Genomic DNA, 16,805 nt, shown 5'->3' on the forward strand with positions numbered 1-16,805 from the left:
TCTCACTTCTCACTTCTCACTTATAGAAAATTAATTGCACAATATTGATCATGAAAGTTTTGATCTGATAGTATTGGTTTCAGTTCGAAACTTAATAGTATCAGTTCGTAATTAATGTCGAAGCGAAACACCCAACAACGTCGCCATGCTATTGTGGCAATGGTAAATGAACAAGGCGAAGTCAGCGTTGATCAGCTGGCAAAGTTTTTTGCCACTTCTGAAGTGACTATTCGGAAAGACCTTGCTGCGCTGGAAAATACCGGTCAGTTATTGCGTCGCTATGGCGGAGCTGTGGCCATGCCCAGCGAAATTGTCGGCGATGTTGAAGACAATGTTTCGGTTTGTAAGTTAGCTATCGCCAAAGCAGCCGCAGTCCGGATCCGGGACCATAACCGGATTATTATTGATAGTGGCAGCACCACTGCGAGCCTTATTAGCCTGCTGGGTGAGAAGCAGGGACTGATAGTGATGACTAACTCCCTCAATGTAGCCAATGCCCTCAATGAGCTTGAAAACGAGCCTACCCTGCTGATGACCGGCGGGACCTGGGACCCGCACTCTGAAGCATTCCAGGGGCAGGTCGCAGAATCCGTTTTGCGTTCGTATGATTTTGACCAGCTGTTTATCGGTGCTGACGGCATTGATATTGCACGCGGTACCACTACCTTTAATGAATTGGTTGGCCTTAGCCGGGTGATGGCTGAGGTATCCCGTGAAGTGGTGGTGATGGTGGAGTCGAGCAAAGTCGGCCGTAAGATCCCGAACTTGGAGCTGCCCTGGAGCAACATCCATACCTTGATCACGGATGATGGTTTGAGTGGCGAAGCAAAACAACAGATTGAACAGTACGGGGTACAGGTGATCTGTACCGCGGCGGAATAAAATTTAGGAGAGACACAAAATGTGTGGAATTGTTGGTGCAGTAGCACAACGTGATGTGGCTGAAATTCTGGTTGAAGGCTTGCGCCGTCTGGAATACCGCGGTTATGACTCAGCCGGTGTAGCTGTGGTTGATGCTCAGAGCAATCTGCAGCGTGTTCGTCGCTTGGGTAAAGTTCAGGAACTGGCAGATGCTGTAGAAAGTTCACACTTGGTTGGTGGTACCGGTATTGCACACACTCGCTGGGCAACTCACGGTGAACCGTCTGAAGCCAATGCTCACCCGCATATGTCCGGTGAGAACATTGCTCTGGTTCACAACGGCATCATTGAAAACCATGAAGAACTGCGTGCTATGCTGATTGAACGCGGTTATACATTTGTGTCTCAGACTGATACCGAAGTAATTGCTCACCTGGTTGAGTGGGAACTGCGCAGCGCTTCTACCCTGCTGGAAGCGGTCAAAAAGACCGTTGCTCAACTGGAAGGTGCTTACGGTACGGTAGTAATGGATCGCCGTGATCCTGAGCGTGTGGTTGTTGCCCGTTCAGGCAGCCCGCTGGTTATCGGTCTGGGGGTCGGCGAGAACTTCCTGGCATCAGATCAGCTGGCACTGCTGAACGTTACTCGTCGCTTTATCTTCCTGGAAGAAGGCGATGTAGCTGAAATTACCCGTCGTGAAGTGAACATCTTTGATGAAAACGGCCAGGCTGTTGAGCGCGAAGTTCATGAGTCTAACCTGCAGCAGGATGCGGCTGACAAGGGTCAGTTCCGCCATTACATGCAAAAAGAAATTTACGAGCAGCCAGCGGCGCTGAGCAACACCATGGAAGGCCGTATCGGCAATGATTCTGTGATTGTTGAGAGCATTGGTAATGGTGCCAAAGATATTCTGGCTAATGTTGAGCACGTTCAGATCGTGGCTTGTGGTACTTCTTACAATGCCGGTATGGTCGCTCGTTACTGGTTTGAAGCCATGACTGGCGTAAGCTGTGATGTCGAGATTGCCTCTGAGTTCCGTTACCGCAAGTTTGTTACCCGTCCGAACAGCCTGCTGATCACCCTGTCGCAGTCTGGTGAAACCGCCGATACTCTGGCTGCGCTTCGTCTGGCAAAAGAAAAAGGCTACATGTCAGCGATGACGATCTGTAACGTTGCCGGTTCATCGTTGGTGCGTGAATCAGATTTGGCGTTTATGACCCGTGCCGGTACTGAAATCGGTGTGGCATCTACCAAAGCTTTCACAACCCAGCTAGTGACACTGCTGATGTTTGTAACTGCATTGGGTAAAGAGAAAGGCCTGATTGATGAAGCGAAAGAGAAAGAAATCGTTGCATCTCTGCACCAGCTACCGGTTCAGATTGAAAAAGCGCTGGCGTTCGACAAGCCTATCGAGCAATTGGCTGAAGATTTTGCTGACAAGCACCACGCTCTGTTTCTGGGCCGCGGTGAGTTCTACCCGATTGCGGTTGAAGCATCCCTGAAGCTGAAAGAAATCTCTTACATCCACGCAGAAGCTTATGCTGCTGGTGAACTGAAGCACGGTCCGCTGGCACTGATTGATGCAGATATGCCGGTCATCGTTGTGGCACCGACTAACGACCTGCTGGAGAAGCTGAAGTCAAACATTGAAGAAGTACGCGCCCGTGGTGGTCTGCTGTATGTCTTCGCCGATAGTGAAGCTGGCTTTGAAGAGAGTGAAGGCATGAAGATCATTACCATGCCGCGTGTTGATGACATTATCGCCCCTATTTTCTACACCGTTCCGATGCAGCTGTTGTCTTACCATGTTGCCCTGATCAAAGGTACCGACGTGGATCAGCCGCGTAACCTGGCTAAAGCGGTAACCGTTGAATAAGATATATTGAGTAAAGTCTCAATAATGAGAAAGGGCGCCGATTATGGCGCCTTTTGTCGTATTTGGAAGAGGAAAAGTCTACTCTCTAGACAATGATGACGCGTTTATTGCGAAATAAAAATACCAGCAGCTGTGTATAACGAACTGCGAATCAAAATACAAAATGAGGTGTAAGATTTCACCTTAAAGCATTGAAATATAATTGTTAATTTGGCTTTATAAAAGTTGGCTCATGTTGTGCATCCTAGGAATGAAAGTTAGGCAGTCTTCATTAATACCTGTATTGGAGGTTAGACATGACAGATCCAAAAGCGAAAATTGCAGCTCGCATTAAGGAGGCCCGAGAGTGGAAAGGACTGACCCAAGTCCACATGGCTCAGCAGCTCCGAGTTGCCAGGCAGACCTACCTTGATCTAGAGACCGGTAAAACAGAACCGAAAGTCCGTTTACTGTCCGAGATTTCAGAAATTACTGAGCGTCCCCTCACCTGGTTTGTCTACGGTGATGAAGGGATCGAAATCCTTGAGAGTGAATACAAAGAAGAAATTGATCGTCTGCTGCAATACTTCAGTCGGCTTCCACATTCAGCCCGAAATGTTATTCTCCAGCAAAGTATTAATCTTGCCAGCTTTATGGCCGAGTACACCCGAGCGCTGACTCAAAAGGATAAGTAATCCGGTAAACTTATCGGTAAAGCAATGTATTGCATTGGATTTGTATGCAATTGTTTACCCTTTTTGAGTTAAGTGTCTGTTTTGGCTGACATCAGTTGCTTAGTTTCACAAAAATTAAGTGAACGGTCGTGAACTTGTGCTTTTCTGTTGGATAATTTCCTGTTTTCTTTCGCTGTTGATGCCCTTTCAGCGCAATCGAAAAGCAAGAAAACAGGTTAATTTTGGTAACACTCAACAGATGGTGCATAAATGGAAAACTCAAAATCGCATATTGCAGCGAGGGTCCGAGATGCCAGAGAGTGGAAAGCGCTGTCTCAGGTTGCTATGGCTAAGCACCTTGATATGGCAAGGCAAACCTATCTAGATCTGGAATCAGGCAAAACCGAGCCAAGGGTGACTACCCTGGTTAAAATTGCAAAGATCACAGGCCGGCCGTTAGGCTGGTTTATTGAGCAGGATCTGATCCCCGATACCGTTGATGAGCATGATGATCTCCGCCACTTGGTTGATCTTTTTATCCAGGTGCCAGATAACGTCAGAGCGGAGTTGCTGGAGCATCATATTGGCCTGATGACGTGCTATATCGAGCAGTTAAAATTAATGAAGAACCCCTAAAAGAAAAGCAGCCGATGGCTGCTTTTCTCATTTATGTAGCGCTGCTTATTGAGCAAGGAAGAACTTATAGGCCGGGTTGTCGGTTTCGTCTTTCCAGTGATAGCCCAGTTCTCGCAAGTGGCTGGTAAAGGACAGCAAGTCTTTTTCTTCCAATTCAAAGCCACATAACACGCGACCGTAATCGGCACCGTGGTTGCGGTAATTAAACAGGCTGATGTTCCAATGGGTTCCCAATGTGTTGAGGAACTTGATCAATGCCCCCGGGTATTCCGGAAACTCAAAGCTGTATAACCTTTCTTTAAGTGGCTTTGGCGGTCGTCCGCCAATCATATAGCGGACGTGGACTTTGGCCATCTCGTCATCCGACAGGTCGACAACCGGATAACCGGCTTTGCGCAGATCCTGGATGATACCTTCCAGCTCTTCCTGTCCCTGCATCAGCCGTACCCCGACAAAAACATTTGCCAGCGTGTCATCGTTATAGCGGTAATTGAATTCGGTGACGGCCCGCCCTCCGAGGATATGGCAGAAATCAAGAAAAGCGCCGGGACGTTCCGGAATGGTGACTGCCAGAAGGCCTTCCCGTTTCTCACCCAGCTCACAGCGTTCCGAGACATAGCGCAGACTGTGGAAGTTAAGATTGGCACCGGACAGGATTGCCGCCATCTGCTTATCTTTCAGCTGGTGTTGTTCAGCATATTTTTTAAGTCCTGCCAGCGACAGGGCACCGGACGGTTCGGCGATGGCCCGGGTGTCTTCGAAGATATCTTTTACCGCTGAGCAGATTTCATCGCTGCTCACCGTGATGACATCATCCAGATATTGCTGGCACAGGCGGAAGGTTTCAGCTCCAATCTGTTTCACCGCCACCCCGTCAGCAAACATCCCGACCTGACCGAGTGCGACCGGTTTGCCGGCATCCAGAGCGGCCTTTAGGCAGGCGGAATCTTCGGCTTCGACACCGATCACCTTGATTTCAGGCAGTAGCTGCTTGAGTAACACAGAAACCCCTGCAGCCAGACCACCGCCTCCGACAGGGACAAAAACATAGTTGAGGTGGCCGTTTTGCTGTACCAGCTCAATGCCGATGGTGCCCTGCCCGGCAATCACTGATGGGTGATCGAAAGGCGGGATAAAGGTTAAGCCGTGCTGGCGGGACAGCTCTTCGGCATGGGCCTTGGCTTCATCAAAGTTGCTACCATGCAGCACGACGTTGCCACCAAAACTTCGAACGGCATCGACTTTGATATCCGGGGTTGTCCGGGGCATAACTATGGTGGCATTGACTCCGAGGTGCTTGCCCGACATGGCTAGCCCCTGGGCGTGGTTCCCGGCTGAAGCCGCAATTACCCCGGCGCGGCGCTGGCTTTCGCTTAGCTGCGACATCATGTTATAGGCACCGCGCAGCTTGAAGGAGTGGACCGGCTGGCGGTCCTCTCGTTTGAGTTGAACATTATTGCCGATCCGGGCGCCGAGGCGCTCCATGGCCTGTAATGGGGTGACCTGAGCCACCTCGTATACCGGAGCCCGAAGAATATCGCGAAGGTAGTCGGCTCCGCTTAATAGCGCTACATCTTCGGCCCGTTTCACTTCGCTCATCATTCTTATCCTTCTAGCTTGGTTTTGTCACGGACAGCCCCTTTATCGGCGCTGGTGGCCAGGTTGGCATAAGCCCGCAGGGCAAATGACACGTCACGCTGGCGATCAACCGGTTTCCAGCCGCGCTGGTTGGCCGCTTCTCTACGGGTAGACAAGGTGGCTTCATCTACCTGAAGTGCAATCGAGCGGTTCGGGATATCAATGGCAATAATATCGCCGTCTTCGATCAGGCCGATGGTGCCACCGTTAGCTGCCTCGGGGGAAACATGACCGATGGACAGGCCACTGGTACCGCCGGAGAAACGACCGTCGGTGATGAGCGCACACTCTTTGCCCAGCCCCATGGATTTGAGGTATGTGGTTGGGTACAGCATTTCCTGCATGCCGGGTCCGCCTTTCGGGCCTTCGTAGCGGATGATCACTACATCACCGGCTTTGACTTTGCCACCCAGAATCCCTTCTACTGCGGTTTCCTGGCTTTCGAATACGATAGCCGGGCCAGTAAAGGTCAGGCAGCTCTCATCGACCCCGGCGGTTTTGACGATACAGCCGTCAACGGCCATGTTGCCCGATAGCACAGCCAGACCACCGTCTTGGCTGTATGCATGTTCTTTACTGCGGATACAGCCGGATTGGCGATCGCTATCTAAGCTGTCCCAGCGGCAGTCCTGAGAAAAAGCCTCTGTGGTGCGGATGCCGGCAGGGCCTGCACGGTAGAAGCGCTTTACCTCTTCGGAATCAGTGGTAGCGACATCAAATTCGGCTAGTGTTTCGGTAAAGCTCTGGCCCAGGACGTTACGACTATCGCTGTGAAGCAGCCCGGCGCGGTTTAGCTCGGCCAGGATGCCGTAGACTCCGCCGGCACGGTGCACATCTTCCATATGGTATTGCTGGGTTGACGGGGCTACTTTGCACAGGTGCGGCACCCTACGAGACATCCGATCGATGTCTTCCATGGTGAAATCCACCTCGCCTTCCTGAGCCGCAGCCAGCAGGTGAAGGACGGTATTGGTTGAGCCCCCCATCGCGATATCCAGCGCCATGGCATTTTCAAAGGCTTGTTTGGTGGCGATATTGCGTGGCAGGGCGCTAGCATCATCCTGCTCGTAATAACGCTTGGTTAGTTCGACGATACGTTTGCCTGCATTCAGAAACAGCTGTTTGCGGTCGGCATGGGTTGCCAGTAGTGAACCGTTACCCGGCTGGCTCAGGCCCAGTGCTTCAGTCAGGCAATTCATCGAGTTAGCGGTAAACATGCCCGAGCAGGAGCCGCATGTCGGGCAGGCTGAACGTTCGATCTGCTCGCTTTGTTCATCGGATACCGTCGGATCGGCACCCTGGATCATGGCGTCAACCAGATCCAGCTTGATGATCTTATCGGACAGCTTGGTTTTGCCCGCTTCCATTGGGCCGCCGGAAACAAAAATGACCGGGATATTGAGGCGCATTGAAGCCATCAGCATTCCCGGGGTGATTTTGTCACAGTTGGAGATACAAACCATGGCATCGGCACAGTGGGCATTGACCATGTACTCGACCGAGTCGGCGATCAGTTCACGGGACGGCAGTGAATACAGCATCCCGCCGTGGCCCATGGCTATACCGTCATCCACCGCAATGGTGTTGAACTCTTTGGCGATCCCGCCTGCGGCTTCTATTTCCCTGGCAACCAGCTGGCCCAGATCTTTCAGGTGAACATGGCCGGGAACAAACTGAGTGAAAGAGTTAACCACGGCAATAATCGGCTTGCCGAAATCTTCTTCCTTCACACCTGTGGCGCGCCACAGGGCACGGGCTCCGGCCATATTACGGCCGTGGGTTGTGGTAGCTGAACGGTACTTGGGCATATCTAATTCCTTTTATCGGCGGCCCGGGGCCAGTCCCGTGCCGCGGTAATGAGTGTGTTTTACTGAGCTGATTCCGGGTATACCGGATCGAGCCAGCCCCACTTGTCTTCGGTCTGGCCGTTGAACAGGCCGAAGAAGGTTGACTGGATGTGTTCGGTGATCGGGCCGCGTTTGCCTTCGCCGACAGTGATCTGATCGACGCTGCGCACCGGCACAATTTCTGCTGCTGTTCCTGTCATGAATACTTCGTCGGCCAGGTACAGGGCTTCGCGGGCAATGTTTTCTTCACGGATTTCGTAGCCCAGTTCTTTGGCAAGAGTCACGATGGAGTCGCGGGTGATCCCCGGCAGGATAGCGCTGGTGGCCGGCGGGGTGGAAATCACACCGTTGCGCACGACAAAGATATTTTCCCCTGCTCCTTCGGACAGGTAACCGCGGACATCCAAGGCAATACCTTCAGCATAGCCGTGGCGGCGGGCTTCGCCACCGACCAGCAGGGATGACAGGTAGTTACCGCCGGCTTTGGCGGCAGTCGGAATGGTATTTGGCGCAGCGCGGTTCCAGCTTGAAATCATGGCATCGACGCCATTGGCCAGGGCTTCTTCGCCAAGGTATGAACCCCAGGAGAATGCGGCAATGATCAGGTCCATTTCTGTTTCCGGCGGCGGGCAGACACCAAGGCCGACATTCGGAACATAGCCCAGCGGGCGGATATAGGCTGAAGAAAGCTTGTTAGCACGCAGGGTCTCGCGGCAGGCTTCCATCAGTTCATCAACAGAATAAGGGATCGGAAAACGGTAGATTTTGGCGGAGTCTTTCAGGCGTGCCATGTGCTCTTGATGGCGGAACACAACCGGGCCGTTCGGAGTTTCATAACAGCGGATCCCTTCAAAGACAGAAGTGCCGTAATGCATCGCGTGGGTCAGTACGTGTACTTTGGCATCTTGCCATGGAACTAGCTCACCATTGAACCAAATGTAATCAGCGGTATTTGCCATTTTATAATCCTTTTTTATGCAGTTGCTTGTTGTTTTTGCTGCTGTAGTACTTCCACTCCAGTGACATCCCATAGTTTGTCCAGCTGTTGTGACAGGTTGGCAATCGGGCGTTCACTGCTAACGGTTACTTCTATATCTATAGATTGGTTATCGTCACTTTGCGTCATATTAAAGTGTTTTACCATGAATCCGCGGTGGCGGGTGATGCGTAAAACGCGCTCTAACAGTTCCGGGCGGCAGGCTGCCTGTATCGCTAAGGTGTGCTGGTTCATGCTTAGTTCTCCATCATATCTTGGTTGGCAGCCCCTGGCGGAACCAGTGGCCAGACGTTCTCTTCCTCTGAGATAGCAACATGCAGCAGGTAAGCTGTTTTGCTCTCTAACATGGTTTGCAGTGCCGGCTCCACTTCCTCTTTGCGGGTAATGGTTTGACCCGGGATACCGAAGGCACTGGCAAGGGTGATGAAATCCGGGTTATCCGACAGGTTGGTTTCACTGTAGCGACCGTCGAAAAACAGCTCCTGCCATTGGCGAACCATCCCCAAGCGCTGGTTATCCAGCAGGATGATTTTGACTGGCAGTTGGCGGCGGCGGATAGTGCCCAGCTCCTGAACGTTCATCATGAATGAGCCGTCACCGGAAACCAGAACCACCTGATCTTCAGGGCGGGCCAGTTTGGCACCGATGGCTGCAGGCAGGCCGAAGCCCATGGTGCCGAGACCAGCTGAGGTTAGGTAGTTTTCCGGACGGCGGTGGCTGACGTGTTGGGCCACCCACATCTGATGCTGGCCGACATCTGTCGCGATGATGGTGGAATCATCGATCATGTCCGACAGTTGCTTCAGCAGCAGCGGGGCATAGATAGCTTCACCCGGATGGTCGTAACGCCAGCCGTGGGCCTGTTTCAGTTCTTGTACCTGTTCGCGCCAGGCAGTAACTGATTTTTCCTGGGCCAGTAGTGGTAGCAGTTGGTTCAGGTCGCCGCGTAGCGCCGCATCCGGTTGGCGTAGTTTGCCGAACTCCGCGGCATCTATATCCATGTGGATGACTTTGGCATCCGGGGCAAAGGTATCGAGTTTGCCGGTTACTCGGTCATCGAATCGTGCGCCGACTGCGATTAAAAGATCGGATTGCTGAACGGCTAAGTTAGCCGCTTTGGTTCCGTGCATGCCCAGCATACCCAGGAAATAAGGGTGGCTGACATCAACAGAGCCTAGTCCTTTCAGGGTGGAAACTGACGGGATATTAGTCACAGCCAGAAATTCACGCACAGTATCTACCGCACCTGCCAATGGTACCCCGCCACCGACATACAGCATCGGTTTGCGGCTTTCTGCCAGTAAGGTCCGGGCTTTGCTCAGTTCAGTTTCATCCACGGCCGGGTATTCAGGAGCAAGCTGGAGCGGCTGGACAGGGGTATCGACGGTGGCCAACTGAACATCTTTGGCGATATCAACCAGCACAGGTCCGGGGCGGCCGCTGGTGGCAACGGTAAATGCTTCAGCAAGAACCGATGCCAGCTCTTCCTGGCGGGTAACCAGGTAGCTGTGCTTGGTACATGAAAGGGACATGCCTAGAACATCGACTTCCTGAAAAGCATCTGTGCCGATCAGCGGGCTGGCAACCTGGCCGGTGATGGCAACCACAGGAACAGAGTCGAGCATGGCATCCGCCAGCCCGGTGATGAGGTTTGTGGCACCCGGCCCTGATGTGGCCAGGCAGACACCGATGCCGCTGGTGGCGCGGGCATAGCCGATGGCAGCCATGGCTGCGCCCTGCTCGTGGCGGCACAGGATGTGGTCGACACCGCCGTCATACAGAGCATCATAGATTGGCATTATGGCACCACCCGGGTAGCCAAATACCGTAGAGATCCCCTGCTGCTGCAGCGCTGTAACAACTAATTCTGCTCCTGTCATCGCTGCTCCCTTCCTTGCTTGCGATTTGCTGACATAGTTTCTGGTGGTTATGTCGGCATATTTTCGAATTATGTGTAAAAAAAAGCCCCCGGACCGGTTGGGTGCGGGGGCTTTCTTGCGTGTGTTGTGTTTGTCGCTATTTTACGCCTGCCAGCCCCTCTCGCGGTGAAATAATCACCACGATGACGTTGATAATGAGAGAGATAGCTTTAGCGTTAAATGGCATTTTCTGACTGTCTTAATTTATTGTTTATTTGTTGCTCTTTTTAGAGTTAACACAGACATGGCTCGCATGACAAGTAAAAACTTCAGAATAATTTTCAGGGAATCTGCATAACGGCAATCAATATGATATCGATTTGATATTATTTTATCCGTTCATTGGATGATAATTCACAAGGAAAGGACAGGATGACTCTTGCAATAGTTCACAGCCGGGCTTGTGTTGGTGTAGATGCGCCACCGGTGACCGTTGAGGTCCACATCAGTAACGGAATGCCAGCATTAACTTTAGTGGGCCTGCCGGAAACCACCGTCAAAGAAGCGCGGGATCGGGTGCGCAGTGCGATTGTTAATGCTAATTTTGAATTTCCGTCTCGGCGGATCACTGTCAATTTAGCTCCGGCAGATTTGCCCAAAGAAGGGGGGCGTTTTGACCTACCGATTGCATTAGGTATCTTGGCAGCGTCCGGGCAGATCCCGACAAATAAGCTACAAGATTATGAATTTTTAGGGGAGTTGGCGCTTTCTGGGGATTTGCGCCCGGTGAAAGGCGCCCTGCCCGCAGCACTGGCTTCCAAACAGGCCGGACGTTGTTTGATCGCCCCGAATGCAAACGGTGATCAGTTGGCACTGGTCGGTCGGGGTACCCATAAATCAGCTCAGGATTTGTTGGCTGTATGTGGTCAGTTATGCGGGCAACAACAGCTGGAACTTTATTGTCGTAGTCAACAACAGACAGAAACAAAACCCTCCGGATCTGAGCGGGATATGCAGGACATTATCGGTCAGCAGCAAGGGAAACGGGCGCTGGAAATCGCCGCAGCCGGCGGACATAACCTGTTGTTTATCGGCCCACCGGGAACCGGTAAAACCATGCTGGCGTCGCGGTTGTGTGACCTGCTGCCGGAGATGAGTGTTGAAGAAGCGCTGGAGACAGCGGCTGTGACTTCACTGACCCAGCAGAGCCTGCATGAGGGGAACTGGCGGCAACGGCCGTTCCGGACGCCACATCATTCCAGTTCTATGGCGGCGCTGGTGGGTGGCGGTTCGAACCCCCGACCCGGAGAGATTTCACTGGCCCACAACGGCGTGTTGTTTCTTGATGAAATGCCGGAGTTTGAACGTAAAACACTCGACTCGCTGCGTGAGCCGCTGGAGTCCGGGGAGATAGTGATTTCCCGCGCCTCCAGCAAAACCTGTTTTCCTGCCCGGTTTCAGTTGATCGGGGCGCTAAATCCCAGTCCGACTGGATACTATGAAGGAAATCAGAGCCGGACTAATCCTCAGGCTATTTTGCGCTATCTCGGGCGCTTGTCCGGACCTTTGCTCGATCGTTTTGATATGTCGATAGAAATTCCGGCCTTGCCGCGGGGCACTTTAGCCGAAGGTGGCGATCGGGGCGAACCGAGTACGGTGATCAGCCAGCGGGTATTTCAGGCCCGGCAGGATATGCAGGCCCGAAGCGGTAAGGTTAATGCCCTGCTTTCAACCCGGGAACTGGATCGCTATTGCGAGCTGCAAAAGGCAGATGCTGAATTTCTTGAAAACGCCCTGCACCAGCTTGGGCTGTCGATCCGTGCCTATCACCGTATTATCAAAGTCGCCAGAACAATTGCGGATCTGTCTGGCTGTGAGCAAATAGAACGGGGACATCTGGCCGAGGCGCTGGGCTACCGCGCCATGGATCGGTTGATGAAGCAACTGACGGCTCAGGCAATATAAAAAGTAACAGGCAAAAAAGAAGGGCCGCTTGGGCCCTTACTCTTTATTGATAATAATCTTACTTTTTCAGCAAGTAGTTAACCAGCTCAAAGTACTCATCCATCGACTTGATTTTGTCTGTCTTTAGCAGGTACTTGTTGTTGATGATCAGTGCCGGAACACCGGAAAGGCCGCTGTCCTGGAAGGCTTTGTTGAAACGGTTGACCATGGAATTAACCGCAAAGCTGTTGAACGCACCGTCGAAGTCTTTGGCATCGACGCCTTCGTCGATAAAGATCTGGCGGATTTCCTGATCGTTGCGCGGTGGTTTCTGCATGGTGTGGATGCGGGTGAACATCACTGGCAGAATTTTGTCTTCAACGCCGAGGACTACTGACGTGGCGTAGGCTTTGCTCATGGATTTACCCATCGGGCCGCCCATGAAGGAAACATGGTTCTTCTGCAGTTTGGCATTGTCTGGCAGTGTCTTTTTCAGAGCCCGGATTGTTGATTCAAACCGGAAACAGTGCGGACAGTAAAATGAGAAAAACTCGGTGACCAGCGGGCTGCTGGACTTTGGTGTATCCAGTACCTTGTAGTAGTCACCTTCAGTAAATTTTGCCGCCTGAACTGAAAAGGACAGTAAGACGACGCTTGCTAGCGCAAAGAGTTTCTTAAACATGTTTCGAGATACTCCCTCAATGTGGACTGAAATAACCCCGGGTTATATTCCGTTAGTGTAATTAGTATGTTACCACTGCGGCATCAGTTGCAATGGTGGTTCATTTAATGCGGCCAGTTGCTCCTTGAAGGCCAGTACCTGTCCTTCCCAGTATTTTGCGTCGGCAAACCACGGGAAAGCGCGTGGAAACGCAGGATCTTCCCAGCGTTTTGCCAGCCAAGCCATATAGTGCACCATTCTAAGACCGCGTAAAGGCTCAATAAGTTGCAATTCTTTGTGATTGAAATCGGCAAATTCACCATAGGCTTCCAGCACGGTATCCAGTTGTGCCAGCTGGTCGTGACGCTCGCCGTTGAGTAGCATCCATAAATCCTGAACTGCTGGGCCATTGCGGGCATCGTCCAGATCGACAAACAGCGGGCCGTCACGCCAGAGGATGTTGCCCGGGTGGCAATCGCCGTGCAGGCGTAGTGGTTGCCAGTCACTGTACCAGTGTTGCTCCAGTTCGCGGATCAGCATGTCGAGATCGGCAAAAAAGACGGTTTTCAGGTGCTCGGGAATAAAATCGGCGTTTTCCAGAATCTGGCGCGGCTGGTGCAGGTATTCGGTCAGGCCGATGGTCGGGCGGTGCTTAAATGTTTGGCGCTGGCCGACTCGGTGAATTCGGCCAAGGTAGCGCCCTACCCACTCCAGCTGGTCAAAGTTATCGACTTCGAATTGGCGGCCGCCCAGGCTCGGAAACAGGGCAAATCGGTGTTCCTGAAAGTGATGCAGGGTCTGGCCTTCGAAGGTGATTGGGGCAGCGACCGGAATATCCTGTTCGAGCAGTTCCTGGGTGAAGTCATGTTCTTCCTGGATTTGTTCACAGCTCCAGCGGTGTGGTCGGTAGAATTTGGCGACATACCGTGCGCCGTCTTCGGCACTGAACTGGTAAACCCGGTTTTCGTAGCTGTTGAGTGGCAAAAGCCCGGACTCAGCTCGAACGCCGATGCTGTCGAGTGCATCCAGCAGCAGATCCGGAGTCAGATCTGAAAAACTAAAACCATCTTGTTGTGTCATGTGACAAATTCCGCAGCCTGTAAGATTTGGCTGTCAGTATATCACCATAATAAAAAAGGGCCGTTATCGGCCCTTTGCTTTCCTGAACTTAACGTTCTAGCTGTTAGCGCAGTTCTCCGATAAAACGGCTTTCTGTTCTAACAGTCGTATTTTCACTGTCATTCTGTTTTTCCATCACAAAAGTGATATCGGCTATCGGAGAGGTGAGCAGATACGGATCAATTCCGAGGCTGACTGGCAGAGTGTAGACTTCTCCGGCATCGACTGTTACTTGTTGCGGGCCGTACCATTCAATTTCTTCTAACCCCTCAGCCCTCAGCGTATAAACAGCAGGCTGCTGGGTTTTGTTCAGGAGTTTCAGGGTGTAGGTATTTTCAACTAGCCCCTCACTGTTGATCTTAAACAACTGGTTGCGGTCCCGGATCACATCCAGTCCCATCGGCTGAACCGAGGCCAGCAGGAAGAAGAACAGGCCGATCATCGCCGCCATCACGGCACCGTAGCCAAGTAGTTTCGGGCGCATAACATGGGTATTGTGACCTTCCAGCTTGTGTTCTGTGGTGTAGCTGATCAGGCGTTTTTCATACCCCATCCGCACCATGGTTTCATCGCAGGCATCGACACAGGCACCGCAGTTGATGCATTCATACTGCAGGCCATCGCGGATATCGATCCCGGTCGGGCAAACCTGAACACATAAGTTGCAGTCAATACAGTCACCGAGGCCGAGTTCTTTCGGATCTTTCTTGCGCGGGCGCGGCCCACGGGCTTCGCCGCGACTGACATCGTAGCCGACAATATAGGTGTCTTTGTCGAACATTGCGGACTGGAAACGGGCATACGGACACATGTGAATACAGACGATGGAGCGCATCCAGCCTGCATTGGCATAGGTACAGCCGGTAAAAAACAAGACCCAGAAGCCAGCCCAGAAGCTGGCATCAAAAGTAAAAAAGTCGGCAACCAGCGCACGAATTGGCAGGAAGTAACCGACAAAAGTCAGGCCGGTTGCCAGGGCCACAGTCAGCCAGGCGGCATGTTTGATGATCTTTCTGCCAAGCAACTTGCCGGTCAGTTTTATGCTGTCTTGTTTACGTCTTTTATTCGCCGGACCTTCGAGCTTTTCTTCAAACCAGATGTAGATAAAGGTCCACACGGTTTGCGGGCAGAAATAACCACACCAGACTCGGCCGAGAAAAGTGGTGACAAAAAACAGGGCGAAGGCCGCAATCATAAATAAGGTGGCGAGCAGGGTCAGATCCTGGGGCCACAATGTGGTGCCGAAGAAGTTGAATTGTTGTTGGCCGATATCAAGCAGAATGGCCTGGCGATCGCCATACGGGATCCAGGGCGTTCCCATAAATAAAAGCATCAGTACCCAGCCCATTTTTTTTCTCAGACGCTGGTAGATACCTTTGGCGGCACGGACGTAGATGCGATTACCTGGGTTGAAGCGATCTGAGCCGCCTTTGTGGGTTTTGGGGTTAAATTGCTTGGGCGTGACATCCTTGATGTCGATTTTCTTTTGGCTCATGACATTACTTTCCTTGGGTTACCCCATCCATTAACTATAGTCGGGGTGCAGTCCGGTACATTGCCGGGACTATAATGTTGTAATTAACGGTTATATGTTATCGGCTGATTATATAACGTGCGTTTTTGTTATAAATTTAACGCGGTCATAATTTGAGCGTCGGAGTGACGGCTGGCCGTGACGGAAAGTATGCGGTGGAAGAATAGAGGGGACGTTGGCCGGGCATGTGAGCGGTTGCCCGGCCTGAACTCGGTGTTACTTGATAATGCCGCGGGCGCGCAGGATTGCTGTTTTGAAGTCTTCTTCACAGTCTTTAGCAATGCCCGGGATCATTTCGTCTTTGTCGCTATTGCGCATTTTCAGATGGTAGATCAGCACATCATCGGTCAGATCTTCCAGTTTGCCGTCATACTTGGCTTCTGCGGCCAGTTTCAACAGGAACTCGACCAGGTTCAGATCCGGATCTTTTTGCCATTCCGGATGCAGTAGTTCAATCAGTTCGTTGACGCGATGGGTTTTCATAGTTAACTCCACAATTTAAGGCTGGTTGAATCGTTGGCGATTCTATAGTCATCATTTTTATTGGGGGTAAATTAACCCAAACCGGAGCATGATACAAACACCGCGAAGCATCACGTTAATAAGATGAAGAAACAGAAGCCGGAGATAAACAAAAGGCAGCCAAGATGCTGCCTTAGGTATTATCTTCGGTGTACAGGGGGATCAGGCTGCGTGTTCTTTCGCTGAACTTTGCTGAGTGATAACCGGTTCTGCCGTGGTTAGCGTATGCACATCAGCGACTGGCTGAGATGCCGGTTTTGCCTTGAAAGTAGGAGCGTGAGAAGTTGCACGTAACCGCGCCGGGCTGCGGCGGGAAGTGGCATACCTGATTGGAGATGAAGGGCGCATGATTCACCTATTGTCAGGCGCATCCGTGGCCAATAATTAATAAAGATATATCCGCAGTTTGTGTTTTTGCTGGCGATGCCGATCCTGTGCGGAAATATCAGGTTAGTTGTTTTTTTCGCCGCGAGAATAGCAACAACAGAGGGCAAAGTCGAGCAAATAATAGCCAGCTGAGCTTATGCATCAGTCTGAATCGGATGGGGAAAGGCTAAGAAAATGTTAACCTCATCGTCATCTGTGAAGATCAGCCGTTTATCGGCAGATGCTTTATGGTCTAATGCGTGTAGAGCTGGTAACTATTATAAAAATAGCC

15 protein-coding genes are annotated in these 16,805 nt (G+C 51.8%); 5 read left to right on the forward strand and 10 right to left on the reverse strand.

Annotated elements, in window-relative coordinates:
- Positions 1-114 precede the first annotated feature (114 nt).
- The 4 genes from C942_RS23780 (at position 115) to C942_RS23795 (ending at position 4,026) form a co-directional block, all read left to right on the forward strand.
- A complete protein-coding gene (locus tag C942_RS23780) occupies positions 115-882 on the forward strand; it encodes a DeoR/GlpR family DNA-binding transcription regulator (RefSeq protein ID WP_007471359.1) in 768 nt (255 codons plus the stop codon).
- Between the two features lie 19 nt (positions 883-901).
- Complete coding sequence (glmS, locus tag C942_RS23785; RefSeq protein ID WP_007471361.1) at positions 902-2,737, forward strand: glutamine--fructose-6-phosphate transaminase (isomerizing); 1,836 nt, start codon at positions 902-904, stop codon at positions 2,735-2,737.
- 296 nt (positions 2,738-3,033) lie between these two features.
- Complete coding sequence (locus C942_RS23790) at positions 3,034-3,411, forward strand: helix-turn-helix transcriptional regulator (protein ID WP_007471363.1); 378 nt, start codon at positions 3,034-3,036, stop codon at positions 3,409-3,411.
- A gap of 249 nt (positions 3,412-3,660) precedes the next feature.
- Complete coding sequence (locus tag C942_RS23795) at positions 3,661-4,026, forward strand: helix-turn-helix domain-containing protein (RefSeq protein WP_007471367.1); 366 nt, start codon at positions 3,661-3,663, stop codon at positions 4,024-4,026.
- A gap of 45 nt (positions 4,027-4,071) precedes the next feature.
- On the opposite strand, the gene ilvA is transcribed toward C942_RS23795, so the two are convergent.
- The 5 genes from ilvA to ilvG are packed head-to-tail and all read right to left on the reverse strand — an operon-like array spanning position 4,072 to position 10,388.
- Positions 4,072-5,625: a threonine ammonia-lyase, biosynthetic gene (ilvA, locus tag C942_RS23800; protein ID WP_036801734.1), complete on the reverse strand. Its 1,554-nt coding sequence runs from the start codon at positions 5,623-5,625 to the stop codon at positions 4,072-4,074.
- Positions 5,626-5,630: 5 nt separating this feature from the next.
- A complete protein-coding gene (gene ilvD / locus C942_RS23805; protein ID WP_007471371.1) occupies positions 5,631-7,472 on the reverse strand; it encodes a dihydroxy-acid dehydratase in 1,842 nt (613 codons plus the stop codon).
- A 59-nt stretch (positions 7,473-7,531) separates the two neighbouring features.
- On the reverse strand, positions 7,532-8,470 hold the full coding sequence (locus C942_RS23810; RefSeq protein ID WP_007471373.1) for a branched-chain amino acid transaminase: 939 nt from the start codon (positions 8,468-8,470) through the stop codon (positions 7,532-7,534).
- Between the two features lie 14 nt (positions 8,471-8,484).
- Positions 8,485-8,742 carry an acetolactate synthase 2 small subunit gene (gene ilvM, locus C942_RS23815; protein WP_007471375.1) on the reverse strand — a complete coding sequence of 86 codons (258 nt, stop codon included), beginning with the start codon at positions 8,740-8,742 and terminating at the stop codon, positions 8,485-8,487.
- Positions 8,743-8,744: 2 nt separating this feature from the next.
- Entirely contained in the window at positions 8,745-10,388 is a 1,644-nt protein-coding gene (gene ilvG / locus C942_RS23820) for an acetolactate synthase 2 catalytic subunit (RefSeq protein WP_007471377.1), read from the reverse strand.
- 411 nt (positions 10,389-10,799) lie between these two features.
- Between ilvG and C942_RS23825 the strand changes: the two genes are divergently transcribed.
- A complete protein-coding gene (locus tag C942_RS23825; RefSeq protein WP_007471379.1) occupies positions 10,800-12,332 on the forward strand; it encodes a YifB family Mg chelatase-like AAA ATPase in 1,533 nt (510 codons plus the stop codon).
- A gap of 58 nt (positions 12,333-12,390) precedes the next feature.
- On the opposite strand, the gene C942_RS23830 is transcribed toward C942_RS23825, so the two are convergent.
- From C942_RS23830 to C942_RS23850, 5 genes are all read right to left on the reverse strand, one after another.
- A complete protein-coding gene (locus C942_RS23830; RefSeq protein ID WP_007471381.1) occupies positions 12,391-12,993 on the reverse strand; it encodes a DsbA family protein in 603 nt (200 codons plus the stop codon).
- Between the two features lie 69 nt (positions 12,994-13,062).
- Positions 13,063-14,052 (reverse strand): serine/threonine protein kinase, encoded by a 990-nt coding sequence (locus C942_RS23835; protein ID WP_007471383.1) that lies wholly within the window; start codon positions 14,050-14,052, stop codon positions 13,063-13,065.
- A gap of 103 nt (positions 14,053-14,155) precedes the next feature.
- Positions 14,156-15,586, reverse strand: coding sequence for a cytochrome c oxidase accessory protein CcoG (ccoG, locus tag C942_RS23840; RefSeq protein WP_007471385.1), 1,431 nt, complete (start codon positions 15,584-15,586; stop codon positions 14,156-14,158).
- Between the two features lie 255 nt (positions 15,587-15,841).
- Complete coding sequence (locus C942_RS23845; protein ID WP_007471387.1) at positions 15,842-16,108, reverse strand: YihD family protein; 267 nt, start codon at positions 16,106-16,108, stop codon at positions 15,842-15,844.
- A gap of 201 nt (positions 16,109-16,309) precedes the next feature.
- The gene (locus tag C942_RS23850; RefSeq protein WP_007471389.1) at positions 16,310-16,495 is read right to left on the reverse strand and encodes a hypothetical protein; all 186 of its coding nucleotides are present in this window, start codon (positions 16,493-16,495) and stop codon (positions 16,310-16,312) included.
- Positions 16,496-16,805: the final 310 nt, after the last annotated feature.

The sequence above is a fragment of the Photobacterium marinum genome, from assembly GCF_000331515.1.
Lineage (GTDB): Bacteria > Pseudomonadota > Gammaproteobacteria > Enterobacterales > Vibrionaceae > Photobacterium > Photobacterium marinum.